Below are 26540 nucleotides of genomic sequence, written 5' to 3' on the forward strand. Positions count from 1 at the left end.
CGACTCAATCCGTGGCCAGAGAGCCCACGATCGAGGCCCGCGCGGCGCGGCGGGCCGGGAGCACCGCCGCCAGCACGCCCGCCAGCCCCGACAGCGCCACGAACAGCGCGATCTGCGGCACCGGCGCCGAGAACAGGGCCCCGTCCAGCATCGCCCGTAGCGCGGCCCACCCGAAGACGACGCCCAGCCCGACGCCCACCAGCGCCCCGATCAGGCCGAGGATCAGCGCCTCGACGGACAGCATCCGGCGGAGCTGCGGCCGGGTCAGGCCCAGGGCCCGCAGCAGGGCCGACTCCCTGGTCCGCTCGTGCACCGACAGGGACAGCGTGTTCGCGATGCCCAGGAGCGAGATGAGGATCGCCAGCCCCAGCAGCCCGGTGATGATCATGAGCATCATGTCGAGGGTCTCGTCGAACTGCCCGCGTATCTCCGTCGAGCTGCTCACCTGCACGGTCGGGTAGGGCGCGGCGGCGGCGTCCACCACCGCGCGGGCCCGGTCCGCCGCCACCCCGTCCTTGGCGTTCACCATGACGCGGGAGTCGGGCACGGCGCCGAAGTAGGCGTCGAACGGCCGCTCCGCGATCGTGACGGGAGTCAGCGACGACTGGGAGCCGTTGAGCAGCGCGACCACCTTCAGCGAGACCGTGCCCGCGCGTTTCGTGGCGAGCGTCACCGTGTCGCCGACCCGCGCGCCGAGCGCCTCGGCCGTGAGGTCGTCCAGAGCCACCTGGCCCGCGCCGAAGCCCTTCATGGACCCGGCGGACACGTACGGCTCGATGGGCCCGCTGAACGTGCCCACGTCGAGGCGCTTGCCCGCGACCGCGGCCTTGACCTCGCGGATCTGCGCCACCGAGGTCAGCTCCGGCCTGCCGCGCAGCTCCTCGGCCACGGACCTGGGGATGATGGAGTCGCGCTCCTGGCCGGCCAGCAGGTAGTCGATCGGGAACTGCTCGTCCAGCTGGGCCGTCAGCGTCAGCCTGGTGGACGCGGTGACGACCGAGATCAGCGTCATCAGCGTCACCCCGATCGTCAGCGCGACCGTGGTGGTCGCGGCCCGCTTCGGGTTGCGTCCGGAGTTGTCCACCGCCAGGCGGCCCGGCACCCCGAACAGCCTGCGCGGGATCCAGCCCACCAGCGCGCTCAGCGGCCTGATGAGCACCGGGCCCAGGATCAGCACCGCCAGGAAGGTCAGCGCGCCCCCGCCCATGACGACGAAGAGCGAGACCTCCTGGCCGGGCGTGAGGACGAAGGCGCCCACGCCGGTCGTGGCCAGGCCCGCGACCAGGAAGAGGGCGGCGAACCCGGCGCGTACCAGGCCGGCGCGGAACGTCTGCTCCTCGGCCTGGCTGCGCAGGGCCGCGATCGGCGGCACGCGGGTGGCCGACCTGGCCGGCAGCAGGGCCGCGCACACCGTGACCGCCAGGCCGACGGCCAGGCCGATCGCGATCGTGCCCGGGGTGAGCGTGACCGCCGCGTCCGTGTGCAGCGGGGCGTCCAACGCGCCGAGGATCGTCAGGGTGAGCGTGGCCAGGCCGTACCCGACGAGCAGGCCGAGCCCGGAGGTCACCAGGCCCACGGCGGCCGACTCCAGCATGATCGAGCCGAACACCTGCCCTCGGGTGGCCCCGATGCACCGCAGCAGCGCCATCTCCCGCGTGCGCTGGGCGACGAGGATGTTGAAGGTGTTGTAGATGACCAGCGCGGCCACCATCATCGCCACGATGCCGAACATCAGCAGGCCCATCGTGAACGAGCGGGTCTCCACCCCGGCCGCGCCGGCCAGGTCGTCGGCCAGCTCGTCCCCGGTCTTGACGGTGTACCCGCCGCCGGCGGCCGCCGCGACGGCCTGCTTCAGCCCGGGGGCCGAGCCCGCGACGTCGATCTCGGCGTACCCCTTCCCGCCGGTCATCCGCCACGCGGTGGCCGGGGTGAAGCCGACCGCGCCGGTGTAGGCCAGCATCTGGTCCACGCCGGTGTCGATCAGGCCGACGAGCCGGAAGCGGTGCTCGGCCCGCTCGCCGTCCAGCACGGTGATCGTGTCGCCGAGCCGGAAGCCCTGGGCCTCGGCGGTGTTCTCGTCCAGCACGGCCGCCTCGTCGTCGGTGCCCGGGCCGGTGCCGGAGACGACGTCGGTACGGTCCAGCGGGCCCGTGACGATCGACAGCGCCGTGGTGGGGGCGTTGCCGGCGGTCTTGCCGTTCCTGCCGAGCACGGGCGTGCTGCCGCGGACCAGGCCCTGCGCCTCGGTCACGCCCGGCAGCGCCCGGATGCGCTCCAGCACCTCCTCGGGCAGCACGTCGTCGGAGTCCTTGGGCAGCACGGCCACGTCGACCTTGCCCGCGTCGGCGGTCACCCGCTGGGCGAAGCCGGCCTCGATGGTGTCGTTCAGCACGAACGTGCCCGCGATGAAGCCCACGCCCAGCATGATCGCCAGTGACGTGAGCATCAGCCTCAGCCGGTGCGCGCGCAGCCCGGCCAGCGCGGTCTTCAGCACCTCAGGCCTCCAGCCGGACGAGCGTGTCCAGCACGGACTGCGGCGTCGGCGTGGTGAGCTCGGTGACCAGCTCGCCGTCCCGCAGGAACACCACGCGGTCGGCGTACGAGGCCGCCACCGGGTCGTGCGTGACCATGACGATGGTCTGGCCCAGCTCGCGTACGGAGGTGCGCAGGAACGACAGGACCTCGGCGCCGCTGCGCGAGTCCAGATTGCCCGTGGGCTCGTCGGCGAAGATCACCTGGGGCTTGCTGATGAGCGCCCTGGCCACGGCCACGCGCTGCTGCTGGCCGCCGGACAGCTCCGACGGCCGGTGCGCGAGCCGGTCCCGCAGCCCGACCGTGTCGATGACCCGGTCGAACAGCGGCTGGTCGGCCTGGCGGGCGGAGATGTCCAGCGGCAGGCGGATGTTCTGCTCGGCGGTCAGCGTGGGCAGCAGGTTGAACGCCTGGAAGACGAACCCGATCCGCTCCCGGCGCAGCATCGTGAGCTGCCGGTCGTTCAGCCCGGTCAGCTCCACGTCGCCGATGTGCACGGTGCCCGACGTGGCGGCGTCGAGGCCGGCCAGGCAGTGCATCAGGGTGGACTTGCCGGAGCCCGACGGGCCCATGATGGCGGTGAACGCCCCGGTGGCGAAGGACACGGTCACGCCACGCAGGGCGTGGACCTGGGCGTCGCCCTGGCCGTACACCTTGGTCAGATCGGTGGCCACCGCCGCGGGCGGGGCTTGGCGCCGGGTCTCGGTGAGCGTCACGTTCACTCCTACGTCGTGTTTCTTTCAACGCGACCAACGCTAGGAGTGGAAATCTGCTGATCCATGGGCCTTGAGGAGGGACTTCATGTGCGCCGGCAGATGACCCCGGTCAGACTTTCGGCCGATGGGAGGGCACGATCAGCCCGGCCTCGTACGCGTACACCACCACCTGCGCCCGGTCCCGCAGCCCCAGTTTGGCCAGCACCCGGCCCAGATGCGTCTTCACCGTCGCCTCCGCCACCTCCAGGCGGCCCGCGATCTCCATGTTGGACAGGCCGCGCGCCACCATGAGCAGCACCTCCCGCTCGCGCGGCGTCAGCTCGCCCGCGGCCGCCGCCAGGGGCCCGTCGGTGGGCAGCTGCGCGGCGAACCGGTCCAGCATCCGCCGCAGCGTGCTGGGCGACACCACGGACTCGCCCGCGTGCACGACCCTGATCGCGGTGACCAGGTCGGCCGGCGGCACGTCCTTGAGCAGGAACCCGGCCGCGCCCGCCTTGACCGCCGAGAAGGCGTACTCGTCCAGGTCGAACGTGGTCAGGATGAGCACCTTAGGCCCCTCGATGCGCCTGGTGGCCTCCACGCCGTCCATCGTGGGCATGCGCACGTCCATCAGCACGACGTCCACCTGGGTGGTCTTCAGGATCTCCAGGGCCGCGGCGCCGTCGCCGGCCTCCGCCACCACCTCGATGTCCGGCTGGGCCGCCAGCACCATCCTGAAGCCGGTCCGCAACAACTCCTGGTCGTCGACCAGCATCACGCGAATCACGCCGCCTCCTTGGTGATGGGCAATCTGGCCAGCACCTCGAAGCCGCCGCCCCCCAGGGGGCCCGCCGACACGGCGCCGCCGTACATGCCGGCCCGCTCGCGCATGCCGATCAGGCCGTGGCCGTCGGGGCTCCTGGGGGCGGCGGCGCCCCGGCCGTCGTCGGTCACGCGGACGACCAGGTCGGGGCCGCTGTAGTCGATCTCGACGGTGGCCCGGACATCGGGGCCGCCGTGCTTGAGCGCGTTCGTCAGAGCCTCCTGGACGATGCGGTAGACCGCGAGCTGCTGGCCCTCGGGCAGGTCGGCGGGCACGCCGTCGATCCGCAGCCGGGCGGGCACGGTCGAGCCGCGTACGAGCTCCTCCAGCTGGCCCAGCCCCGGTTGCGGGGTGTAGTCGGTGCCCGCGGCCTCGTTCTCGCGCAGGACGCCCACCAGCCGGCGCATCTCGGCGAGCGCGGCGCGGCCGGTCTTCGAGATGTTCCTGACGGCCAGCCGGGCCTGCTCGATGTCGCTGTCCATGGCGTAGCCGGCGCCGTCGGCCTGCACCACCATCACGCTGACGTTGTGGGCCACCACGTCGTGCAGCTCCCGGGCGATCCTGGCCCGCTCGGCCGCGGCCGCCATCCTGGCCTGCTGGTCGCGCTCGCGCTCGGCCCGCTCGGCGCGCTCCTCCAGGCCCTCCAGGTAGCGCCTGCGCGTGCTGGCGTACAGGCCGGTCAGCCAGACCGTCACCACGAAGATCGAGCCGCTGAAGAACACGCCGAACGTCGGGTCGTACCAGTTGACCAGCGCCATGGACATGCCCAGCTCCGCCACCAGCCCCGCCGCCAGCGCCCAGCGGAACGAGCACCGGTAGGCCACCGCCCAGAGCGCGACCAGCACCGCGAGGTTGGCGGGCAGCGGATGGACCCCCGCCAGCCACTGCCCGAAGCTGATCAGCGCGACGGCGGCGAACGAGGCGATCGGCCGGTCACGCCACACCAGCGGCGCCAGCAGCGCCGCCGACAGGGCCAGGTAGAGGCCCACGCCGAGGTAGACGCCGTCGTCCGGCGGGGTACTCGCGCCGTACGGCACCGCCAGGATGGCGCAGAGCGCCGCCAGGGGAGTCACCCGCAGGGCGCCCGCCAGCTTCTCATGGCGCCTGGACCACGCCCGTACACTGCCGAACACATCATCACGATATGTAGGGCCGCCGGGACATTGGTCCGTCTGGAGGCTGAAGTACGACTACGACCCAGGTCTTACATGGCCTGGTGCTTACGCGGGGCTTACGCTGGCTTTGGCATTCTCGTTACCGGGAGCGCCCCCTGCGGGGCGAGTAAAGGGAGATCGTGATGGCGGATCATGATCGCGACGCCGGGTCGCGCGGCGAAGAGGAAGCGCCGCGCGACCCGAGTCCCACCGAGCCGACCCAGGAGCTGCGCTCGCCGGGCGAGGAGCCGGGTCAGCTGAAGTACGGGGAGCAGGCGGACCGCGCATACGCGTACATCCCGCCCACCGTGCCCGATCCGGCCGGCTGGGAGCGCGAATCCTTCAGTGACTTCGCCCGCCGCAAGCGGCGCCAGATCATCGGCGCCGGCCTGATCGGCCTCGTCGTCGGCGGCCTGCTCGGCGGGCTCGGGGTGGCCGCCTTCAGCGACGATCACGACGACCACGGCCGGTACGGCGTCTGGATGCGGCCCGACCATCCCGCGCACCGCGACTTCATGATGCCGGAGAGGCTGGAATCGGGCTGCTACGAGAGCGAAGAGGATCTCTATTGCGTCGTGCCGCCGCCCGACAGGGTGTTGCCGGCTCCGGCGCCTGATGCCCCTGACGCTCCGGATGGCGAGAACGTGGCCCCGAGGCCCGTCAGGACCGGCTAGGGATCGCCGTATCGGGGATCCGCGAATTGGCGGAGTTGTCGGCGGGAATTCGTGCCGAATGCGGATCCCGCGCCCGGTGACATTTGCCGGGCGAAAACAGCGGCCGAGCCGTGGACAGGTGTGCGGGCGGGGGGACTCGAACCCCCACAGTGTTGCCACCAACAGGACCTAAACCTGCCGCGTATGCCATTTCGCCACGCCCGCGCAATCCCCGCCGCAGCGGGCTTGTGACAGTTTAGCGCTCCGAATGGGAGCAGGGGGCACCCGTGATGATGAGGTGGCTCCCGTCCGGAAGGCGATTCGGGCCCTCCGGCAAGGGGAGGGCCCGCGGCCGCCGGGTCAGGACAGGCCGAGCTTCTTCTTGAGCGAGGCCACGTGGCCCGTCGCCTTCACGTTGTAGAGCGCCTGCTCCACTTTCCCGTCGCCGTCGATGACGAAGGTCGAGCGGATGACGCCCACGACCTCCTTGCCGTACAGCTTCTTCGTGCCGTAGGCGCCGTAGGCCTGGTGGACGGCCAGGTCGGGGTCGGACAGCAGCGGGAAGGTCAGCGCGTCGCGCTCGGCGAACTTGGCCAGCTTCTCCGGCTTGTCCTTCGACACGCCGAGGACGACGAATCCCTCGGCGGTGAGCCGGCTCAGGTTGTCGCGGAAATCGCACGCCTGCTTGGTGCACCCGGGAGTCATCGCGGCGGGGTAGAAATAAAGGATCACCCGCTTGCCTCGGTGCGCATCGAGGGAGACGGTGCCGCCGTCGGCGGTGGGTAGCGTGAACTCGGGCGCGGCGTCGCCGGGCGCGAGCTTGGTTTCGGTCAATGGGCCCTCCTGAGTTCTTCCCGCCAACCTACCGGCCTGGCCGCCGTGCCGTACGGCGTGCCGACCTGACAGACTGATCACGACCAGAACGGACGGGGCCCGCCGCGGGGCACGCGTACGGTCGAAAGGAGAGCCATGGCTGACACCGATCCCGACGAGCTGGAGCGGCGGATCGCGCGGACGCGCGCGGAGCTGGCGCAGACGGTCGACGCCATTGCCGATCGGGTGAGCCCCAAGCGGGTCGCCGAGCGTACGGTGGCCGACGTCAAGAGCCGGGCCGGGCACTTCGTGGCATCCGTGGGGGATGCCCTCGGAGTGACGCCGAGGCCGGTCGAATACGCTGACGATCCCGATCGGGTGTGGGAGGAAGAGCGGCCGGATCTGGGGCCGGTGCTGATCGGGGTCGGGGCGGTGCTGGTCGTGGGGGCGGCCATCGTGCTGTGGCGGCGCCGGCGACGCCGCCTCTGAGCCGGCCGCCTCACAGGAACGTGCGGCCCTCGCCCCGGTAGGTCGGCACCGACTCCACCAGGGTGTCGCCGTCGACGAGGTGCAGCGCGTCGAAGCGCTCGCACATCTCGCCCGCCTTGGCGTGCCTGAACCACACCCGGTCGCCGATCCGCAGATCCCCGGCGGCCTGGCCGAGCAGCGGGGTCTGCACCTCGCCCGCGCCCTCGTCGCGCGCGTAGCGCAGGCCGGCGGGCAGGTACGGCTGGGGCAGGCGGCTCGGCCCGGGGGCGCCCGAGGCCAGATAGCCACCGCCGAGCACGGTCACCGTGTCCGGGGCCGGGCGGCGCACCACCGGGAGCGCGAAGAGGGCCGCCGGCCGGCCGGTGAAGCCGCGGTAGAAGTCGAACAGCCTGGGGTGGAAGAAGCCGGAGCCCGCCGCCACCTCCGTGACGGCCTTCTCGCGCGTGGTGCGCTCGACCGAGCCGGTGCCGCCGCCGTTGACGAACTCGAGGTCGGCGATCTGCCGCACCGCGTTCACGATGCGGCCGCGCCGGAGGATGAGATCCCTGGCCGAGCGGGCCTGCATGGCCCTGATGAGGCGGGCGTAGGCGGGGCCCGCGGGCGGGTCGTCGCCGACCCCGGCGATCTGCGACTCGTACGCCATCAGCCCCGCCAGCCGGAACCCCGGCCGCTTGGCGACGACGCCGGCCAGGTCGGCGGCCTGGCCGGGCTCGCGGATGGGGGAGCGGAGCGCGCCCGCCCGGAATCGCCCGCCGAGGGCGACATATCCGGCGTCGATGTCGATGCAGATCCGGATCTCGGCGCGCGGGTGGACCGCGGCCACGGCGGTCTCGATGAAGTCGAGATGGGCGGGGGAGTCGACGATCACGGTGATCTCCCGGGCCGCGCCCGGGTCCCCGGCCAGGGCGGCGAGCGCTTGCCGGTCGGCCGTGGGGTAGGCGACCAGGATGTCGGTGAAGCCGTGCGCGGCCAGCCAGAGGGCCTCGGGCAGGGTGAAGGCCATGACGCCGCGGAAGCCGTCCATGGCCAGGATGCGTTCGAGGAGGGGGCGGCTGCGTACGGACTTGCTGGCGACCCGGATCGGCTTGCCCGCCGCCCGTCGTACGAGGTCGGCCGCGTTGGCCCGCATGGCTGCCAGGTCGAGGATGGCGAACGGCGGTTCGAGGGCCGCTGTGGCGCGGTCGTAGCGCTGGCGGTCATCCATACCGGCAGCGTAACCGCATATGGGGCAAATGAATATGAGACTTGTTCGCGTTAACCGTGGTCCCCGTAATGATCGGGCAAATCGGCGGCGAGGGCGCGGTTCAGGCCATGCGGGACCCATGTACGTCTGTCGTTGTGATGACCACGCTTCAGCAGATACTGCCCGGCGCCGTCGCCGCCCCCAGGCACGCCGGGCTGCGCAGGGCGAGCAGGGCGCTCAGGCCGGCGCGTACCCTCCCGGGAGCTCTGGTCGCGCTCACGCTGGCCGCCGGGCTGGGGGCGACCGCGGCCGAGGTGGTGTCGGGGCTGCTCGGCGCGCCGCTCGGCTGGGTGCCCGTGAACGAGCTGGTCGACCTCGCGAGCCGGAGCACCTGGCCGGAAATCGCCACCGGGGCCCTGGTCGTGGCGGGGGCGGGCGCGGTGATGGTGCTGCTGGCGATCGTCCCGGGCCGCTCCAGGATGGTGCCGGTCGAGACGTCCGACCCGCTGATCGTCATCGGCATCACCCGCGCGGGCCTGCGCCGCACGTTGTGCGCGGCGGCGCAGCAGGTGGCGGGCGTGGACAAGGCCCGCGTACGGCTGCGCAGGCGCACCATCGAGGTCACCGTGATGACGGGCGCGGAGAGCTCCGGCCAGATGCTCAGGCAGGTCGGGACCGCCGTGGGCGACCGCCTGGCGGGCGTGGGCACGCTGGGCACGGGCGAGGTCGTGGTCCGCCTGCGCAGGAGGGCCGCGTGATGCGCCAGTACGCCGGCAACCGCGTGGGCCTGGCCGTCGTGGGCACGACGCTGCTGGGCCTCGGGACGTACGCGTGGCTGCGCGGCGAGGACCGCTTCCTCGACCTGCCGCCGAACGCCAGGGTCCTGCCCGCCCAGACCCACAGGGCGCTGGCGGAGGAGCCCTGGCCCCTGTGGCTGCTCGCGCTGGGCCTGCTGCTGCTGGCCCTGGTCTCGCTGCGCTGGCTGCTGCTCTGCCTGGGCTGGGGGCGCCGGGGCACGCACAACGGCACGGGCACGGCGATGCTGTTCGTCGGCCTCAAGGGCGTGGACGGGCTGAGCAGGACAGGCGTGCGGGTCGCGGAGGACGGCCTGCGCATCGGCCTGACCTGCCCGGCGGCGGCGGACGTGGGGGCGGTGGTGGGCAAGCTGGATCAGGACATCGTGGGCCGGATCCGGCGCGAGATCAGCGACGACGAATGCCCGGCCGTCGTCCGGCTGCACGTGCGGCGCCCGGTCAGCACTCGATCACGTTGACGGCCAGGCCGCCGCGCGAGGTCTCCTTGTACTTGTCGAGCATGTCGCGGCCGGTGTCCCGCATGGTCTTGATCGCCTTGTCGAGGGCCACGTAGTGGCGGCCGTCGCCGCGCAGCGCGATGCGGGCCGCCGTGATGGCCTTGTTGGAGGCGACCGCGTTGCGCTCGATGCACGGGATCTGGACCAGGCCGCCGATCGGGTCGCAGGTCAGGCCCAGGTTGTGCTCGATGCCGATCTCGGCCGCGTTCTCCACCTGCTCGGGCGTGCCCCCGAGGACCTCCGTGAGCCCGGCCGAGGCCATCGAGCAGGCCGAGCCGACCTCGCCCTGGCAGCCCACCTCGGCGCCCGAGATCGAGGCGTTCTCCTTGAACAGCACGCCGATCGCGCCGGCCGTCAGGAGGAAGCGGACCACGCCCTCGTCGTCGGCGTGCGGGACGAAGCGGGTGTAGTAGGTCAGGACGGCCGGGATGATGCCGGCGGCGCCGTTGGTGGGGGCGGTGACGATGCGGCCGCCGGCGGCGTTCTCCTCGTTGACCGCCAGCGCGAACAGCGTGATCCAGTCCATCGCCTGCAAGGGGTCCTTCTCGGCCGACTCCGACTGCAGGCGGCGGTGGAGCTGGTTGGCGCGGCGCTTGACCTTGAGCCCGCCGGGCAGGACGCCCTCCTTGGAGATGCCGCGGCGTACGCAGTCGGACATGACCTGCCAGAGGTTCAGCAGGCCCTGCCTGATCTCCTCCTCGGTACGCCCGAACGCCCGCTCGTTCTCCAGCATGACGGCGGAGATCGACAGGCCCGTGTTCGAGCAGTGCTTGAGCAGCTCCTCGCCGGTGGTGAAGGGGTAGGGCAGCACGGTGTCGTCCGGCTTGATGCGGTCGGCGCCGGTGGCCTTCTCGTCCACGACGAAGCCGCCGCCGACCGAGAAGTACACCTTCTCCCTGAGCCGCTCGCCGGAGGCGGAGTAGGCGGTGAAACGCATGCCGTTCGGGTGCTCGGGCAGCGAGATCTTGCGTTCGAAGACGAGGTGCTCGCCCACGACGAACGGGATCTCGTGCGTGCCGAACAGCTTGACCGTGCCGGACTCGCGCATCTCGGCGATGCGGGCGTCCACGGTGTCGACGTCGACCAGCTCCGGCTTCTCGCCGGACAGGCCGAGCAGGACCGCCTTGTCGCTGCCGTGGCCCTTGCCGGTCAGGCCGAGCGAGCCGTACAGGATGGCCTCCACGCGCGCCACCTGGTCGAGCAGGCCGTCCTGGTGGAGCCCGCGGGCGAACTTGTGGGCCGCCGCCATCGGGCCGCCCGTGTGGGAGCTCGACGGGCCGATGCCTATCTTGAAGAGGTCGAAGACGCTGATCGCCATTGATGTGCGCCCTTCCTGAAGGGCCGGGGCCCGGAACTAGCGGGCCCCGGCGAATGGGTCAGGACTCGGTGCCCGAGGTCAGCGCCGTGTACTCCTGGGCGGAGAGCAGGTCCTCGGGGTCGCCTTCCATGCGCACCCGGAACATCCAGCCCTCGCCGTACGGGTCGCTGTTGGCCAGGCTCGGGTCGTCCACGATGGACTGGTTGACCTCGACGATCTCGCCCCCGACCGGGCTGTAGATCTCGTTCACCGACTTGGTGGACTCCACCTCGCCGACGGAGTCGCCCTGCTCGACGCTCGCACCGACCTCGGGGAGCTGCACGAAGACGACGTCACCAAGGGATTCGGCGGCGAAGGCCGTGATGCCGACGGTCACGGTGAGGCCGTCGTCGAGGCCGGCCACCCACTCGTGCTCCTTGGTGTAGCTCAGGTCGTCAGGGATGTTGCTCACTTGTTCCTCCTGTAAAAGGGCAGCTCAACCAGGTCCATAGGTTCATGGCTGCCCCGGATGTCCACGGCCAGGCCTGATCCGGCGCCGGTGTCCACATAAGCCATCGCGATGGGCTTTCCCAGAGTCTGGGAAGGCGCACCACTGGTGACCTCGCCGACGACGACGCCGTTCTCGGTTACCGGGTAGCCATGGCGCGGCACCCGGCGGCCCCGCGCGACGAGGCCGACGAGCCGGCGTCGGGGCGCGTCGTCCTTGACCGCCTCGAGCGCCGACCTGCCGACGAAGTCGCCCGGCTTGTCGAATTTCACCACCCTGCCCAGCCCCGCGTCGAACGGAGTGAGCTGCTCGCCCAGTTCGTTCCCGTACAGCGGCATGCCGGCCTCGAGCCTGAGCGTGTCGCGGCTGGACAGGCCCGCCGGCCGCAGCCCGTGCGGCTCGCCGGCCGCCATGAGGGCGTGCCACAGCGGGACCGCGTCCTGGTTGGCCACGAACAGCTCGAATCCGTCCTCGCCGGTGTAGCCGGTACGGGCGATGAGCGCCTGCCGGCCGTCCACCAGGCCCGGCAGGCCCGCGTAGTACTTGAGCCCGCCGAGGTCGGCGTCGGTGAGCGTGGCGAGGATCTCCTGGGAGCGGGGTCCCTGGACGGCGATCAGCGCGTACTGGTCCGAGCGATCCTCGACCACCACGTCGTACGTCTTTGTACGATTTTTCAGCTCATTACCGACTTTTTCATAGTTCGAGGCGTTGGCCACGACCATGAACTCCTCGTCCCCGAGCCGGTAGACGATGAGGTCGTCGAGCACCCCGCCGCGCTCGTTCACGATCATGGTGTACCTGGCCCGGCCGGGAGCCAGCGCCGACAGGTGGCCGACCAGCGCGTAGTCCAGCGCCTGCCCCGCCTGCGGCCCGGTCAGGAAGATCTCGCCCATGTGCGAGAGGTCGAACAGCCCGGCCGCCTCGCGAACGGCCTTGTGCTCCGCGGACTCGCTGCCGTACCGGAGCGGCATGAGCCACCCGGCGAAGTCGGTGAGCGTGGCGCCGAGGCTCTCGTGAACGTCTCGTAGCGGTGTCGGTCGGGACATTTGTCGCACCTCAGGACAGGATTGGATGCCAGCATCCTCCCCCTCTGTCATCGATGCCTGAGAGCTTCGCCCGAGCTTTGCCGGACTTTCACCTTCGGCGAGGCCCGCGGGCCTGCTTTCCAGAGGTCACCTTGCCCGTGCGGTCCTTTGCCTTGAGAGGTTTGCGGGGAGGGCTTGCTCCTTCAGGGACCCTGACCGGCTGTCAGGGTGCTCTCCCGCACGGTTTCACCGGTGATGTCCGCCAGCCTAGTGGGGTTACGGGGCTGTTGTCGCGTTCTGGGTGGGGTCGTTCAGCAGGCCGCCACGAGAGCCTCGAAGAGCGCGTGGTCCTCGGCGGCCTCCGGGTGCCACTGCACGGCCACCGTGAACCGTCCCGCGAACCGTCCCGAGTCCAGCTCCACGGCCTCGATCGTGCCGTCCGCGGCGGTGGCGGTGACCGTGAGGCCGGGGGCGAGGCGGTCGACGGCCTGGTGGTGGTAGTGCGGGACCGTCACGGGGCCCTCGCCCAGCGCCTTGGCCAGGCGGGTGCCGGGGGCCGGGGTCACCGGCAGGTGCCCGAACCGGCCGGGGCCCGGGCAGTGGTCGGTGTGGCCGACCGCGTCGGGCAGGTGCTGGAGGAGGGTGCCGCCGAGGGCGACGTTGAGGACCTGGAGGCCGCGGCAGACGCCGAGGTAGGGCAGGCCGGCGTCGAGCGCCGTCGCGAGCAGCGAGAACTCGGCCTCGTCACGAAATTTCCGGACGTAGCCGGTGCGCTCTTGCGCGTCCTGGCCGTACCTGGCCGGGTCGATGTCGCCGCCACCGGCCAGGATGAGCCCGTCCAGGCCGGGTACGACCCCGGCGGGATCGCCGGCCGGAGGCAGCAGGACGGGCTGCCCGCCGGCGCGGACGACCTGCTCCACGTACATGTACGGCAGCAGCGCGGCGGTCGTGTCCTGCCACACCGTGAACGAGGCGGGCTCGACGTAGCACGTGATGCCGATGATGGGACGCCGCACGGCGACGGGACCTCCTAGAGCGGTGTGACGTAGGCGCCGGAGATGCCCCCGTCCACCAGGAACTCGCTGCCCGTGATGAACGAGGCGTCGTCGCTGGCCAGGAACGCCACCGCCGCCGCGATCTCCGACGCCTCGGCGAAGCGGCCCACCGGGATGTGCACCAGCCGCCGCTGCGCCCGCTCCGGGTCCTTCGCGAACAGCTCCTGCAGCAGCGGCGTGTTCACCGGCCCCGGGCACAGGGCGTTCACCCGGATGCCCTCCCTGGCGAACTGCACGCCCAGCTCCCGCGACATCGCCAGCACCCCGCCCTTGGAGGCGGTGTAGGAGATCTGCGAGGTCGCCGAGCCCATGACGGCCACGAACGACGCGGTGTTGATGATCGAGCCCTTGCCCTGGCGGCGCATGTACGGGATGGCGTGCTTGCAGCACAGGTAGACGCTGGTCAGGTTCACCTCCTGGACGCGGCGCCAGGCCTCGATGCCGGTCTCCAGGATGGAGTCGTCCTCGGGGGGCGAGATGCCGGCGTTGTTGAAGGCGATGTCCACGCTGCCGTAGGTCTCGTACGCCGTGGCGAACATCCGTACGACGTCGTCCTCGCTGGTCACGTCGGCCTTGACGAACAGGCCGACGACTTCGCTCGCCGCCTTGCCGCCCGCCTCCTCGTCGATGTCCACGCAGACCACCTTGGCGCCCTCGTCGGCGAACCTGCGGGCCGTGGCCAGCCCGATCCCGCTGCCCGCGCCGGTCACGACCGCCACCCGATCCTGCAACCGCTGCATGTCACTCCCTGTCCATCGGTCGTTCACTCCGCTAATTGTTCACTCCGATGAAATGAAGACGTTCTTTGTCTCGGTGAACGCCGCCAGGGCGTCCGGGCCGAGTTCCCGGCCGAGGCCGGACTGCTTGAAGCCGCCGAACGGGGTCCAGTAGCGGACGGAGGAGTGCGAGTTCACCGACAGGGCCCCCGACTCGACGGCCCTGGCCACGCGCAGCGCCCGGCCGACGTCACGGGTCCAGATGGAGCCGCTCAGGCCGTAGGGCGTGTCGTTGGCGATGCGTACGGCCTCCGCCTCGTCCTCGAACCGCGCCACCGACACGACCGGCCCGAAGATCTCCTCGGTGAACGCCCGGTCGGTGACGTCGGGGGTCAGCACGGTCGGTGGGAACCAGTAGCCCCTGCCCTGGGGGCAGGACCCCTGGAGGTAGGGGGCGCCCTCGACGAAGCCGCGCACGCGGTCGAGGTGTTCGGCGCTGATCAGGGGCCCCATCTCGGTGGACTCGTCGAGGGGGTCGCCGACCTTGACGCCCTGTACGGCGGGTGCGAGCAGGGCCATGAACTCGTCGTACACGGAGGACTGGACGAGCAGGCGGGACCTGGCGCAGCAGTCCTGTCCCGCGTTGTCGAAGACGGCGTAGGGCGCGGTGCCGGCCGCCTTCTCCAGGTCGGCGTCGGCGAAGACGATGTTCGCCGACTTGCCGCCCAGCTCCAGCGTGATCCGCTTGACCTGGCGCGCCGCCTTGGCGGCGATCTCCTTGCCCACCTCGGTCGAGCCGGTGAACACGATCTTGGCCACGTCGCGATGCTCGACCAGGCGGGCCCCCGCGACCTCCCCTGCCCCAGGCAGGACCTGGAGCACCCCCTCGGGGAGGCCCGCCGCCAGGGCCAGCTCGGCCAGCCTCAGCGCGGTCAGCGGCGTCCACTCGGCCGGCTTGACGATCACCGTGTTGCCGGCCGCCAGCGCGGGGGCGACGCCCCACGACATGATCAGCATGGGGAAGTTCCACGGCACGATGACCCCGACGACGCCCAGCGGCTCCTGGAACGTGATGTCCACGCCCCCGGGCACCGGGATCTGCTTGCCGTGGTTGCGCTCCGGGGCACCGGCGTAGAAGTGCAGGACGTCGCGTACGGCACCGGCCTCCCAGCGGGCGTTGCCGATCGGGTGCCCGGCGTTGACCAGCTCCAGCCGCGCCAGCTCCTCCCCGTGCTCGCCCACCAGGTCGGCGAAGCGCCTCAGCAGCCGCGCCCGGTCGCCCGGCGACACCTCGCGCCAGGCGGGGTAGGCCTTCCTGGCACGCTCCACCGCCCGGTCGACCTCCGCCGCGTCGGCGAGCTCGACGTCCGCGACGACGTCCTCGGTCGCCGGATTGATGATTTTCATGCCTCACATCCGCTCGAAGCCACGGAACAGCTCCCAATCCGTCACAGCCGCGGCGAACGCGGCCAGCTCCACCCGCGCGTTGTTCGCGTAGTGCTCGACCACGTCCTCGCCGAACCTCTCGCGGGCCAGCTTCGACCCCTCGAACAGCGCGAGGGCGTCGCGCAGCGTGTGCGGCACGGTCTCGGCGCCGCTGGCGTAGGCGTTGCCCTCGAAGGCGTCCTCCAGCGGCAGCTCGGCGTCGATCCCGTACAGGCCGGCCGCGATCAGCGCGGCCACCGCCAGGTACGGGTTCACGTCGCCGCCCGGCACCCGGTTCTCCACGCGCAGCGACTGCCCGTGGCCGACGAGCCGGAGCGAGCAGGTGCGGTTGTCGACGCCCCACTTGACGGCCGTGGGGGCGAAGCTGCCGGGGACGTAGCGCTTGTAGGAGTTGATGTTGGGGGCGTACAGGAGGGTCAGCTCCCGCATGCAGGCGAGCTGGCCCGCGATGAAGCGGGCGCCGAGCGGCGAGAGCCCGTGGGGCCCCTCGCCCGCCATCACCGGGTCCCCCTCCTGGGAGCGGAGGGAGATGTGGATGTGGCAGGAGTTGCCCTCGCGCTGGTTCGGCTTGGCCATGAAGGTGATCGACCGGCCCTCCTGGGCGGCGATCTCCTTGGCGCCGGTCTTGTAGATGACGTGGTTGTCGCAGGTCCTGAGCGCCTCGTCGTAGCGGAAGGCGATCTCGTGCTGGCCGAGGTTGCACTCGCCCTTGGCGGACTCGACGTAGAGCCCGGCGCCCTCCATCTCGCGCCGGATCCGCCGCAGCAGCGGCTCGATGCGGGCCGTGCCCATGAGCGAGTAGTCGACGTTGTAGAGGTTGGCCGGCACCAGGTCCCGGTAGGACCGCTTCCAGGCGTCCTCGTAGCTGTCGTCGTAGACCACGAACTCCAGCTCGGTGCCCACGTACGCGGCCAGGCCCCGGTCGGCGAGGCGGGCGAGCTGCCTGCGCAGGATCTGGCGGGGCGAGGCGGTCACGTCGCCGCCGCCCTCCCAGCCCAGATCGGCCATCACCATCGCGGTCCCCTCGTGCCACGGCACCCGCCGCAGCGTCTCGAGGTCCGGCTTCATCACGAAGTCGCCGTAGCCCCGGTCCCAGGACGACATGGCGTAGCCCGGGACGGTGTTCATGTCCACGTCCACCGCGAGCAGGTAGTTGCAGCCCTCGGAGCCGTGATGCAGGACCTCCTCGAGAAAGTAGCGTGCCGACAGCCTCTTGCCCTGCAACCTGCCCTGCATGTCGGCGATCGCGAGGAGCACGGTGTCGATCCGCCCGGCCGCCACCTCGTCACGCAGCTCGCCGACGGAAATGAACCCGCTGCTCGGTCGCTCGCTCACGCCCACGTCGCTCCGATCTGGCCTGACGCGCTTTCCCGTTGATTGGGCTAGTCTCAGACCATTGATGTGTATGTCGGGATCGCTTGTCAAGACCTGAGGACACGTTGGACGAGTCGGCGCGTTTGATGACGGTGTTGCGCCCGGTCAGGGCCGGCAACGCCTTCGAGGAGACCGTGGAACGGCTGCTCCAGGCGATCAAACTGGGCGTGGTCGCGCCGGGCGACAAGCTTCCCCCGGAGCGCGAGCTCGCCGTGCAGCTCGGCATCAGCCGGGTGACGTTGCGCGAGGCGATCCGGGCGCTGTCGGACGCGGGCTACCTCGACGTGCGGCGGGGCCGCTACGGGGGCGCGTTCGTGACGTACACGCCGCCCGCGCCGGACGCCGGCGACCTGCGCCAGGCGGTCAACGAGATGGGGAAGGCCGACCTGTCGGACGCGCTCACGTTCCGGCTGGCGGTGGAGTGCGGCGCGGCCGAGGTGCTGGCCGCCTCCGACCTCACGCTGGACCAGCGGGCCGTGCTCCGCCGCAGGATCGCGGAGCTGAACGAGGCCGGGCTGGACGACTACCGCCGCCTCGACACGGCCTTCCACCTGTCCATCGCCGAGCTCACCGGCTCCAGCCTGCTGGCCACGACGTGCGCGGACGCCCGGTCGCGGGTCAGCGACCTGCTGAACGCCATCCCGATGCTCCAGGTCAACCTCGACCACGCCGCCGTCCAGCACCAGGCCATCGTGGACGCCATCCTGGCAGGAGACCCGGACGCGGCCAGGCGGGCCGTGGTGGAGCACCTGGAGGGCACGGCGGCACTGTTAAGGGCGTTCCTGGCATGACGGGCCCATGGCTCGAAAGGTGCGGGCAGCTCGTACCATCGACTTCAGGGCTATGGGGAACTGGTTCCAGCAAAGCATTGTCGCGACGGGACGGCTGCCGCTGTTCTGCTTCTTCGTCATGCTCATCGTGGCGTTCATCGCCACCCGCATCAACGTCCGCCTGATCAGGGCCAAGATCGGCTGGTTCCGCAACGTCAACGTGGGGGAGATGCACATCCACCACGTGGTGTTCGGCGTGGTGCTGATGTTAGTCGGCGGAGTGGCGCTCATCGTCTCGCCCGGCTCGCAGGTCGGCACCGCCGCCGCGGCCTCCGTGTTCGGGATCGGCTCGGCGCTGGTGTTGGACGAGTTCGCGCTGATCCTGCACCTGCACGACGTCTACTGGGAGGAGGAGGGGCGCACCTCGGTGGACGCGGTCTTCATCGCGGTCGCCGTGACCGGCCTGCTGCTCATCGGCCTGCGCCCCCTCACCTGGGACTACGGCACGCTGGTCGATCCGGCCGCGCTGATCGTGGCCAACCTGCTGCTCGCCGTCGTCACGCTGCTGAAGGGCAAGATCTGGACGGGGATGGCGGGGCTGTTCGTGCCGCCCATGCTGCTGGTGGGCGCGCTACGGCTGGCCCGGCCCGGCTCCCCCTGGGCCCACTGGTTCTTCGCCACGCGCTCACCGCGCAAGCTGGCCAGGGCCATCCACCGGGAGGAACGGTGGCGGCGCCCGGTGATCAGGGTCAAGATCGCGTTCCAGGAGTTCCTCTCCGGGCGGCACGACCTGCCGTCGACCCGGCGCGGCCGCCGGCACGGCTAGGCGGCCCAGCTGGGTGGCCCAGCTGCGCGGCACGGCTGTGCCGCCCGGCTAGGGGACGCACGTGAGCTCCGGGCGCTTGGCCGTGCGGCCGTCGCCGGAGGAGCGGCCGAGCAGGCGGCGGCCGATCCACGGGCCCGCGAACGTGGCGAACCACCGCAGCTCGGTGGTCGCCATCCGCCATCTGGTCGCCGGTGGCAGGGGCGGCAGCGGTTGACACCACGTGTCGTCGCTGCCGGGCAGGGCCAGGGTGTGGGCCACGGCGGCGGCGAAGCGGGTGTGGCCGGCCGGGCTGGCGTGCAGGCGGTCGGTGCTCCACATCCGCGCGTCCGTCAGGAACTCCAGCGGGAACGTGTCCACCAGCGTGACCCCGTGCCGGGCCGCGGCGTCGCGGATGCGGGCGTTGAGGTCGAGCACCCGGGGCCGGAGCGGCCGGGCCATCGGCGCGATCCTCCCGATGTCGGGAAACGTCACGGTGACCACGTGCGCGCCCGCCCCCGCCAGCGCTTCGTACATGTCCTCCAGCGCGGCCGCCACGGCCGCCGCGTCGAACCCGGGGCGGATGAGGTCGTTCATCCCCGCCATGACGGTGGCCAGGTCGGGCCGCAGGGCCAGCGCCGTGGCCAGCTGCTCGTCGCGGACCTGGCTGGCCAGGCGGCCGCGGACCGCGAGGTTGGCGTAGCGGAGATCGGGGTTGCCGCGGGCCAGGTGCTCGGCCAGGCGGTCGGCCCAGCCGCGGTGCCCCCGGACGTCGTCGCCGTCGCCGAGGCCCTCGGTCTGGCTGTCCCCGAGCGCGACGTAACGCGTGTAGGTGGTCATGGTGTCTTCCCTTCCGTACGCCCGGCGCGGGCGGCGGGGTCGGCGCGGCCGGCCAGCGTCCGGGCGGTGTGCAGGCACCAGTCGCGCATCTCGCGTTCCAGCCGGCAGCCCGCCAGGCAGGACAGGTACGGGCCGACGTGCTCGCCCTGGCGCAGGAACGTCTCCTCGTCCAGGTCGCCGCGCAGGCGGACGAGGGTCTGCTCGAACAGCTCCAGCTTGGCGGCGGCCTCCCGGGCCCGCTCGTGGAGCTGCTCGATCACCGGCGCGGGGTCGAGCAGGTCCACGGCGTGCACCTTGACGATCAGGTCGTCGCGGATGAGCAGGGGCTTGGCGGGAGTCGCCGCGAAGGCCGCGAGCTCGCCGATCCCGGCCTCGGTGACCTGGAACACGCGCTTGTTGGGGCGGCCGCGCTGGGCCACCTCCCGGCCCGTCACCAGGCCGTCCGCCTCCAGCTTGGTCAGCTCGGCGTAGAGCTGCTGGGGTGCGGCGTACCAGAAGTTGGAGACGCCGATGTCGAAGATCTTGGTGAGCTGGTAGCCGCTGTACTCGCCGCCGAGCAGCGCCGCCAGCACCGCGTGCCTGAGGGCCACCGGCTAGCGATGGTCATGGGCATGAGTAGTCATGTCCATGACCATACGACGACGGGGCAGGGGGACGCTAGAGGGCGGCCACGGAGCGGAGGGCCAGGCCCGCGCCCAGGAGGACGACCATGGCCGCGGTGCCCAGCGGGGCCAGGCCCGAGACCTTGGCGGCCAGGCGGCGGCCGGCCGAGGCGCGGCGCTCCAGGCGGTCGACCAGCTTGACCAGGAGCAGGCCGGTGACGGTGAGGGTGGCGGCCATGCCGACGCCGTACGCGGTAACCAGCGCGACCCCGAACCACGTACGGCCCAGGGCGATCGCGCCGAGCAGGACGATCAGGGCCGAGGGGCTGGGGACCAGGCCGCCCGCCACGCCGAGGCCGATGAGGCCCGCCCGCTTGGTGGGCTGCTCCTGGCCGTCATCGTGGCCGTGGCCGTCCTCGTCCTCGTCCTCGTCCTCGTCCTCGTCCTCGTCCTCGTGCCCGTGCCCGTGCCCGTGCCCGTGCCCATGTCCGTGGCCGTGGCCGTGGCCGTGCCCATGTCCGTGGCCGTGCGGGGAGCGGCCGCGGCGGGTGTTGTGGAGGAGCCGGAGGCCGATCACGGCGATCAGGACGCCGCTGGCCACCCCCAGCCAGGCCAGCACCGACTCGCCGGCCAGCGCCGTGAACACCGTCAGCAGCAGCCCCACCACCAGTACCCCGGCCGTGTGCGTGGCCGTCACCGTCGCGCCGACCACCACCGCGTCGCGCGGGCGCCCGCGGCGGCCCGCCAGGTACGCCGCCATGATGGTCTTGCCGTGCCCCGGGATCAGCGCGTGCCCGGCCCCGAGCACCACGGCCAGCCCGACCGCCAGCAGCCCCAGCGGCACCGTGAGCGACTCCGAGCCGATCAGCCCGGTGAACATCCGCTCCAGCGCGGCCAGCGCGTCCCCGATCGGGCCGCCGATCCCGATCCCGCCGGACACCGTGCCGTCGAACACCGTGCCGTCGGACACCGTGCCGTCGGACACCGTGCCGCCGTCCGCCGGGCTCCCGGAGGACGTGGCGGGCAGGCCCAGCCCGGCGCCGGAGACGGTGAAGACCGCCTGGCGCTGGTCGAGCGGGGCCGACAGCAGGTCGTCGGGGTAGGCCCGCAGCTCCTGGCTGATGCTCGTCGTGGGCACGGAGGAGCCGGCCAGCCGGACCCCGTCCCCGACGGCGGTGATCTCGCGCCAGCCGATCCTGTCCTGCTCGAACCCGTCGGTGAACTTCACGGCCCCCGAGGCGCGAACCTCCGCCACGAGCCGGCAGGACAGGCGGCTGGTCCGCAGGCCCCCCTCGCCGGGGGCGTGGTCGAAGGCGGAGCTCGCCACCCGCCACGGCACCGCCCGCCCGGCCACCTCGAGCCGCTGGGCGGCGGCCAGGGCGGCGCAGCGGCGGGCCGCGTACGTGGCGTCCACCTCCGGCTCGGCCTGCAGCGTGGGGAGCTCGGCCAGGTCCACGACGGCGAGGTTGCGCACGTCGGAGGGCGTGACCCGCAGGCCGTTGTAGTGGTTGACGGTGAACTTGCCCAGCGGGTGGGCCGCGGTCCGCGCGTGTGCCGGGGCGCCCAGCAGGACGCTCGCGCACAGCGACAGCAGCAGGCCCGTCGCGACGGACAGCAGGCCGAGCCGGACCGGTCTCATGAGAACCTCGCCAATGCGGACAGCGTCGGGTCGAATCCGGGGTCCACCCGCACGGAGCGGCCGAGAGCCTGCTCGATCTTGGCGCGGTGGTAGGTGAGCAGCGGGTTCTGCCAGCCGGTGGCGGTGGCCCGCTTGGCGTACGGGAGCGCCTCGGCGGGCTCGCCCGCCTTGAACAGGGCCCAGGCCAGGGCGTCGGCGGCGACGAGGCCCGGGTTGCGGGCGTACTCGGCCCTGGCGTGCCGCACGGCCTGCGCCGGGTCGCCGTGGTCGGCCTCGAACTCGGCCCACGTCAGGTCGTCGCGCACGCCCGCGGCCTCGAAGAGCTTGCGCTGGGCCCTGAGCAGCGTCCAGTCGGCGCTCCGGCCTGCCTTGATCCGGGTCTCGCCCTGTTCGATGAGGTATTGGGGGAGGGGCAGCCGCTGGACCACCTTGTCGTACAGGTCGAGGGCCTCGGTGAGCCGGCCGCCGAGCGCCGCCGCCCTGGCCTGGCCGGCGAGCGCGGGGGTGTAGGCGGGGTAGGCCTGCAGGGACCTGGTGTACCAGCCGGTCGCCGTCTTCAGGTCGCCCGCGTGGAGGGCCAGCTCGCCCAGATAGTAACGGGTGAAGGCGAGGTCGGCGGGGCTCCAGGCGTCGTCGTGGGCGTACTCGAGGTATTTGCGCGCCCCGTCCCGGTCGCCGCGCAGCTCGGCCGCGTAGGAGGCGCGGGAGAAGGCCGCGACCCCCGGGCGCAGGTCCATCATCTTGTCCACGGCCCGCTGCGCCGCGCGCAGGTCCCCGAGCTGCGTCTTGGCGTCGGCCAGCACGCCGTAGGCGGCGGCGCCGTACGGGTTGGCGTCGATGGCGCGCTCGGCCAGCCGTACCGCGCCGGCGAACTCGTGGCGGCCGGCGGCCAGCGCCGCCTGGCCGGACAGCACCGCGTCGTCGCGGCCGTTCAGCCGGGCGGCGGTGGCGAGGGCGCCCTCCGCCTTGGTGTAGTACGACGGGTCGCCGGTGATCCGGGCCTCCTCCACGTACTGGGAGGCGAGTTGCGCCCAGCCGCGATGGTCGCCGGGCAGGCGCTTGAGCCGCTCCTGCAGCGTCTCGCGGCGCTGCGCGTCCGCCACCGGCAGTGGCTCGGGCACGGCCGAGAAGGAGAGGATGGTGAAGATCATCGCCCCGATCAGGGCGAGTCCGGCGAATATCGCGAAGGCACGCATTTCCAAGGCTCCAGAGCTGGATGTGGGGCCGGCCGGCCGTGACGGGGAGCACGGCCGACCGGCCCTTTTCTTGGCGGCAGACGATGGGAGACGGGTGGTCTGCCGCCGGGGCGGACCGGCCGGTTCTGGAGAGGGAACCGGCCGGCCAGGCGGGTCAACGCTGGTTCACTGCCACGTTGCTCGGCAGCGGGATGTACGGGAACGTCTGGCCGAAGGGCCGGTCGTTCCTGTCCACCTTGTCCGTCAGCCCGGGAACGAGCTTGCCGGTCAGCGCGGCGCCGGCCACGGCCTGCAGCTCGATGTCCACGACGTCGTCGGCGAGACGGCGGCCGTTCGGGAAGCCCTGCAGGTCACCGGCGAGCACGCCGAGCCTGTTCGGGTCCTTCGTGGGCGGGATGGACATGTTCAGCCGCAGCATCTCGGAGGGCCGCAACTTGCCCGCGTCCTTGTTGAGCACCTGCGAGTTCAGATCGGCCTTGATCGGGCCGTTCTGCTTGGCGATGCCGGTCAGGAAGATCTCGACCAGGTCGGCGCGCGGGGTCGCGGGCGCCTTGATGCCGTAGATGGCCTGGAGCAGCCTGGCCACCTCGGGGTCGGTGACCCGGTCGACCAGCGCCTGCACGTCCGCGTCCTTCGACGGGTCCAGCGCGTTGTAGGCGTCCTTCAGGCCGGCCGAGGCCACCAGCTCGTTCACCAGCGGGTTGCACAGGCGCGAGACCTGCACGAACGATTCGCCGTTGAACTTGTCGGTGGTCGAGCAGACGCCGATCACGGGGTTGCGCTTGGGGTCGCCCTTGAGCGCCAGGTCCGCGGTGGGAACCTGGATGGCCAGCGTGTTGGTGTTGTAACCCTTGAGGGTGTCCTGGCCGACCTCGGACAGGTCGCCGCCGTAGAGGAAGTCGAACACGCGCAGGTCGAGGAAGAACGCCTCGTCCGACTGCCCGGCGAACGTCTTGCCGCCGTTCGGCAGGTTCTTGATGGACTGGTTGCGCAGGGTGCCGTAGTTCGGCATCGATGCGCGGCCGACGTTGCTGGGCGCGACGATGCCGTCGTCGATCAGCGTCTTGGTGTCGTTCGGCGTGATCCGCTTGAGCGTGTAGCGCTGGCGGAAGAGCAGGTTCGGGTCGTCCAGCGAGGTGACGGGGCCGTTGTTGTACAGGAATGTGTCGGTGCCGCGCTTGTCCTCGTTGCGGAACGTCCACTGGTACGTGATGTCGGTCTTGGCGTCGCCGTCGTTGTCGATCTTGATGTTGTGCCGCGACTTGGTGGCGAAGGGGTAGAAGTTCGGGCCGCCATTGGGTTCCTCGAACGGGATCCAGTTGGCGATCAGGGTCACGGTGTTGGCCTTGTCGGGGCTCACGAACGCGTACACGTCGGTGTTGTCGTGTTGCGGGTCGTTCGAGATGGCCGGAGCCTCGCGGTGCGAGGAAGCGGTGCCTGAGTCGGTGCGGAGCGCGGCCAACGACGACGCGGCTACCGCTGCGGCGAGGCCTAGTCCGACTAGAGCGCGCCGGTTGATCCGGAGCTCCATGTTCGGTCCTTTCGAAGGGCTGATCGTTACTGCGAGGTTCCGGCCGGGTTCCTCGACGCCCTATTCGTCCGCGGGCCGCCTCCGGATGTCTGTCTCCTCCTCAAGAATGAGGGTCAACCAAAGTTGACATACTTAGGTCGTCAATTTAGGTTGACGCTGTTGGCTGGTGCGGATCATCCGGTCCCGTTCGTTGAAGCCAATCGAGAAATGTCGTGAAAGGAGACGCGGTGGTCAAGGAGTTGCTCGCCTACATCCGGCCGCACCGGAAGATCCTCGTCCTGGGTGGGTTATTGGGCCTGATCGGCTCGGCTGCGGGCCTCGCGATGCCGTTGCTGGCCAAGTATGTGGTGGACGCGTTCGGCCAGGCCGGGTCCATGACCGGGCCGTTGCTGGGGCTGACCGCGGCGGTGCTGGTGAGCGCGGTCGTCTCGGCCGCCGGAAGCTATCTGATGGAGCGCACGGGCGAGGGGATCGTGCTCGGGGCCCGGCGCCAGCTCGTGGACCGGTTGCTGCGGCTCAGGGTCGCCGACGTGGACCGGCTCAAGCCCGGCGACCTGCTGTCGCGGGTGACCGGTGACACGACGTTGCTGCGGGCCGTGCTGACCAACGGCGTCGTCGAATCCGTCAGTGCGGCGTTCATGCTGGTCGGGGCCATTGTCCTGATGGCGGCCATGGACGGGGTGCTGCTGCTGGTCACGTTGCTCATCGTGGTGGTGATCGGCGGGATGGTCGCGCTGATCATGCCGAAGATCCAGCGGGCGCAGACCCACGCCCAGGAGGCCGTGGGCGAGATGGGGGCCGTGCTGGACCGGGCGCTGCAGGCGTACCGGACGGTCAAGGCCAGCGGGGCGGAGGAGCGGGAGATCGCCGTGGTCGGCGACGCGGCGATGCGGGCCCGCGACCGGGGGCTGCAGGTGGCCGGATGGACGTCGCTGGCGGGAGTGGCGACGTGGATGGCGGTGCAGACCGCGTTCCTGGCCGTGCTGGCCGTGGGCGGCGCCCGGGTCGCCTCGGGCACGCTCGAGGTGTCGTCGCTGATCGCGTTCCTGCTCTACCTGTTCTACCTCGTGCCGCCGATCGGGCAGCTCGTCCAGGGCGGCGTGCAGCTGCAGCAGGGGCTGGCCGCGATGAAGCGGATCAAGGAGATCGAGGAGCTGCCCGCCGAGCCGGTCGCCGTCGCGGCGGCGGGCGACACGCAGCCGGTCGGCGTGACGTTCAGGGACGTCGTGTTCAGGTACGGCGAGGACCGGCCGATCGTGCACGACGGCGTCAGCTTCGAGGTGCCCCCGGGCGGGATGACCGCGCTGGTCGGCCCGTCGGGAGCGGGCAAGTCCACGGTCTTCGCGCTGCTCGAACGCTTCTACGACCACCAGGACGGAGAGATCGTGATCGGCGGCCGGGACATCCGCGACTGGCCCCTGGGCGAGCTGCGGGCCGCCCTCGGCTACGTCGAACAGGACGCCCCCGTGCTGGCCGGCACGCTCAGGGAGAACCTGCTGTTCGCCGCCCAGGACGCCACGGAGGAGGAGCTGCACCGGGCGATCACGCGTACCCGGCTCGACGACCTGGTGGCCCGGCTGCCCGAGGGGCTGGAGACGCCGGTCGGGCACCGGGGCGTGCTGCTGTCGGGCGGCGAGCGGCAGCGCGTGGCCATCGCCAGGGCGCTGCTGCGCAAGCCCAGGCTCCTGCTGCTCGACGAGGCGACCTCGCAACTCGACGCGGTCAACGAGCTGCGGCTGCGCGAGGTCATCGCCGAGGTCGCCGCGGAGACCACCGTGCTGGTCATCGCGCACCGCCTGTCCACGGTGACCAACGCCGGCCGGATCGTGGTCATGGAAGGCGGCGGTGTGCGGGCGGTGGGCACGCACGACGAGCTGGTCGGCGGCGACGACCTCTACCGGGAGCTGGCCGCCACCCAGTTCCTGGTCGGCTGACCGTCCTCGCGGGGCCCCGGGCTGGTCCCTTCGTGAATGGGTTCATTCACGAAGGTTCCGCCCATGGGCGGGGGTGGCCGGCGCCGAAGGCCGTACGCGTCCCGATGCGGGAGTTCGTGACCTCCTTTGTTACCGAAGTGAGGGATGAGAA

General features: G+C 71.5%; 25 protein-coding genes, 1 tRNA gene and 2 riboswitches. Of the genes, 7 read left to right on the top strand and 19 right to left on the bottom strand.

What is annotated here, in order from left to right; translation table 11 throughout:
- Positions 1-4: 4 nt before the first annotated feature.
- The 4 genes from ACTWPW_RS05360 to ACTWPW_RS05375 form a co-directional block, all read right to left on the bottom strand.
- Positions 5-2494 (bottom strand): ABC transporter permease, encoded by a 2490-nt coding sequence (locus ACTWPW_RS05360; RefSeq protein WP_443168092.1) that lies wholly within the window; start codon positions 2492-2494, stop codon positions 5-7.
- Between the two features lies 1 nt (position 2495).
- The gene (locus ACTWPW_RS05365) at positions 2496-3248 is read right to left on the bottom strand and encodes an ABC transporter ATP-binding protein (protein WP_375114966.1); all 753 of its coding nucleotides are present in this window, start codon (positions 3246-3248) and stop codon (positions 2496-2498) included.
- Positions 3249-3357: 109 nt separating this feature from the next.
- Complete coding sequence (locus tag ACTWPW_RS05370; protein WP_375114967.1) at positions 3358-4014, bottom strand: response regulator; 657 nt, start codon at positions 4012-4014, stop codon at positions 3358-3360.
- Positions 4011-5183, bottom strand: a complete 1173-nt coding sequence (locus ACTWPW_RS05375; protein WP_375114968.1) for a sensor histidine kinase — start codon at positions 5181-5183, stop codon at positions 4011-4013. The genes ACTWPW_RS05370 and ACTWPW_RS05375 overlap by 4 nt, the downstream gene beginning before the upstream one ends.
- Before the next feature lie 164 nt (positions 5184-5347).
- On the opposite strand from ACTWPW_RS05375, the gene ACTWPW_RS05380 reads away from it, so the two are divergent.
- Positions 5348-5878 carry a hypothetical protein gene (locus ACTWPW_RS05380; RefSeq protein WP_443168093.1) on the top strand — a complete coding sequence of 177 codons (531 nt, stop codon included), beginning with the start codon at positions 5348-5350 and terminating at the stop codon, positions 5876-5878.
- Between the two features lie 121 nt (positions 5879-5999).
- Here ACTWPW_RS05380 and ACTWPW_RS05385 read toward each other — a convergent pair.
- A tRNA-Leu gene (locus ACTWPW_RS05385) sits at positions 6000-6082 on the bottom strand.
- A gap of 135 nt (positions 6083-6217) precedes the next feature.
- The gene (gene bcp / locus ACTWPW_RS05390) at positions 6218-6691 is read right to left on the bottom strand and encodes a thioredoxin-dependent thiol peroxidase (RefSeq protein ID WP_375114970.1); all 474 of its coding nucleotides are present in this window, start codon (positions 6689-6691) and stop codon (positions 6218-6220) included.
- Positions 6692-6826: 135 nt separating this feature from the next.
- Here bcp and ACTWPW_RS05395 point away from each other — a divergent pair, with 135 nt between their 5' ends.
- Positions 6827-7159 (top strand): DUF3618 domain-containing protein, encoded by a 333-nt coding sequence (locus ACTWPW_RS05395; protein ID WP_364114557.1) that lies wholly within the window; start codon positions 6827-6829, stop codon positions 7157-7159.
- A gap of 10 nt (positions 7160-7169) precedes the next feature.
- Here the strand turns inward: ACTWPW_RS05395 and ACTWPW_RS05400 are convergent, their stop codons facing one another.
- Positions 7170-8363, bottom strand: coding sequence for an amino acid deaminase/aldolase (locus ACTWPW_RS05400; protein WP_443168094.1), 1194 nt, complete (start codon positions 8361-8363; stop codon positions 7170-7172).
- 137 nt (positions 8364-8500) lie between these two features.
- On the opposite strand from ACTWPW_RS05400, the gene ACTWPW_RS05405 reads away from it, so the two are divergent.
- Together ACTWPW_RS05405 and ACTWPW_RS05410 are read left to right on the top strand one after the other, a co-directional pair.
- Complete coding sequence (locus ACTWPW_RS05405; protein WP_375114972.1) at positions 8501-9100, top strand: DUF6286 domain-containing protein; 600 nt, start codon at positions 8501-8503, stop codon at positions 9098-9100.
- Complete coding sequence (locus ACTWPW_RS05410; protein ID WP_375114973.1) at positions 9097-9615, top strand: hypothetical protein; 519 nt, start codon at positions 9097-9099, stop codon at positions 9613-9615. The genes ACTWPW_RS05405 and ACTWPW_RS05410 overlap by 4 nt, the downstream gene beginning before the upstream one ends.
- On the opposite strand, the gene ACTWPW_RS05415 is transcribed toward ACTWPW_RS05410, so the two are convergent.
- The 7 genes from ACTWPW_RS05415 to ACTWPW_RS05445 form a co-directional block, all read right to left on the bottom strand.
- Positions 9596-10972, bottom strand: coding sequence for an L-serine ammonia-lyase (locus ACTWPW_RS05415; protein WP_375114974.1), 1377 nt, complete (start codon positions 10970-10972; stop codon positions 9596-9598). The two genes, ACTWPW_RS05410 and ACTWPW_RS05415, sit on opposite strands and share 20 nt — an antisense overlap.
- A gap of 58 nt (positions 10973-11030) precedes the next feature.
- The gene (gene gcvH / locus ACTWPW_RS05420) at positions 11031-11423 is read right to left on the bottom strand and encodes a glycine cleavage system protein GcvH (protein ID WP_364114567.1); all 393 of its coding nucleotides are present in this window, start codon (positions 11421-11423) and stop codon (positions 11031-11033) included.
- Positions 11420-12505: a glycine cleavage system aminomethyltransferase GcvT gene (gene gcvT, locus ACTWPW_RS05425; protein WP_375114975.1), complete on the bottom strand. Its 1086-nt coding sequence runs from the start codon at positions 12503-12505 to the stop codon at positions 11420-11422. The genes gcvH and gcvT overlap by 4 nt, the downstream gene beginning before the upstream one ends.
- Positions 12506-12539: 34 nt before the next feature.
- Positions 12540-12635, bottom strand: a riboswitch (glycine riboswitch).
- Positions 12636-12733: riboswitch (glycine riboswitch) on the bottom strand. It abuts the riboswitch before it with no gap.
- A 62-nt stretch (positions 12734-12795) separates the two neighbouring features.
- A complete protein-coding gene (locus tag ACTWPW_RS05430) occupies positions 12796-13500 on the bottom strand; it encodes a gamma-glutamyl-gamma-aminobutyrate hydrolase family protein (RefSeq protein WP_443168095.1) in 705 nt (234 codons plus the stop codon).
- A 14-nt stretch (positions 13501-13514) separates the two neighbouring features.
- Positions 13515-14279 carry a 3-oxoacyl-ACP reductase gene (locus ACTWPW_RS05435; protein ID WP_375114977.1) on the bottom strand — a complete coding sequence of 255 codons (765 nt, stop codon included), beginning with the start codon at positions 14277-14279 and terminating at the stop codon, positions 13515-13517.
- Positions 14280-14318: 39 nt separating this feature from the next.
- On the bottom strand, positions 14319-15662 hold the full coding sequence (locus ACTWPW_RS05440; protein WP_375114978.1) for an aldehyde dehydrogenase family protein: 1344 nt from the start codon (positions 15660-15662) through the stop codon (positions 14319-14321).
- Positions 15663-15665: 3 nt separating this feature from the next.
- Entirely contained in the window at positions 15666-17036 is a 1371-nt protein-coding gene (locus tag ACTWPW_RS05445) for a glutamine synthetase family protein (protein WP_443168096.1), read from the bottom strand.
- Positions 17037-17161: 125 nt separating this feature from the next.
- Here ACTWPW_RS05445 and ACTWPW_RS05450 point away from each other — a divergent pair, with 125 nt between their 5' ends.
- Positions 17162-17866 carry a FadR/GntR family transcriptional regulator gene (locus tag ACTWPW_RS05450; protein ID WP_443168097.1) on the top strand — a complete coding sequence of 235 codons (705 nt, stop codon included), beginning with the start codon at positions 17162-17164 and terminating at the stop codon, positions 17864-17866.
- Positions 17867-17918: 52 nt separating this feature from the next.
- A complete protein-coding gene (locus ACTWPW_RS05455; protein ID WP_375114981.1) occupies positions 17919-18671 on the top strand; it encodes a hypothetical protein in 753 nt (250 codons plus the stop codon).
- A gap of 48 nt (positions 18672-18719) precedes the next feature.
- On the opposite strand, the gene ACTWPW_RS05460 is transcribed toward ACTWPW_RS05455, so the two are convergent.
- The 5 genes from ACTWPW_RS05460 to ACTWPW_RS05480 all read right to left on the bottom strand — a co-directional run bounded on the left by ACTWPW_RS05460 (position 18720) and on the right by ACTWPW_RS05480 (position 24455).
- Positions 18720-19487: an SGNH/GDSL hydrolase family protein gene (locus ACTWPW_RS05460; protein WP_443168098.1), complete on the bottom strand. Its 768-nt coding sequence runs from the start codon at positions 19485-19487 to the stop codon at positions 18720-18722.
- Complete coding sequence (locus ACTWPW_RS05465) at positions 19484-20077, bottom strand: PadR family transcriptional regulator (RefSeq protein WP_375114983.1); 594 nt, start codon at positions 20075-20077, stop codon at positions 19484-19486. The genes ACTWPW_RS05460 and ACTWPW_RS05465 overlap by 4 nt, the downstream gene beginning before the upstream one ends.
- A gap of 67 nt (positions 20078-20144) precedes the next feature.
- Positions 20145-21728 (bottom strand): nickel/cobalt transporter, encoded by a 1584-nt coding sequence (locus ACTWPW_RS05470; protein WP_443168099.1) that lies wholly within the window; start codon positions 21726-21728, stop codon positions 20145-20147.
- Positions 21725-22924: a tetratricopeptide repeat protein gene (locus ACTWPW_RS05475; RefSeq protein WP_375114985.1), complete on the bottom strand. Its 1200-nt coding sequence runs from the start codon at positions 22922-22924 to the stop codon at positions 21725-21727. Before ACTWPW_RS05475 ends, ACTWPW_RS05470 begins: the two co-directional genes overlap by 4 nt.
- A gap of 154 nt (positions 22925-23078) precedes the next feature.
- On the bottom strand, positions 23079-24455 hold the full coding sequence (locus tag ACTWPW_RS05480; RefSeq protein ID WP_375114986.1) for a DUF4331 domain-containing protein: 1377 nt from the start codon (positions 24453-24455) through the stop codon (positions 23079-23081).
- Positions 24456-24667: 212 nt separating this feature from the next.
- On the opposite strand from ACTWPW_RS05480, the gene ACTWPW_RS05485 reads away from it, so the two are divergent.
- Complete coding sequence (locus tag ACTWPW_RS05485) at positions 24668-26389, top strand: ABC transporter ATP-binding protein (protein ID WP_443168100.1); 1722 nt, start codon at positions 24668-24670, stop codon at positions 26387-26389.
- Positions 26390-26540: the final 151 nt, after the last annotated feature.

Source organism: Nonomuraea sp. KM90 (assembly GCF_052246675.1).
Taxonomy (GTDB): Bacteria; Actinomycetota; Actinomycetes; order Streptosporangiales; family Streptosporangiaceae; genus Nonomuraea.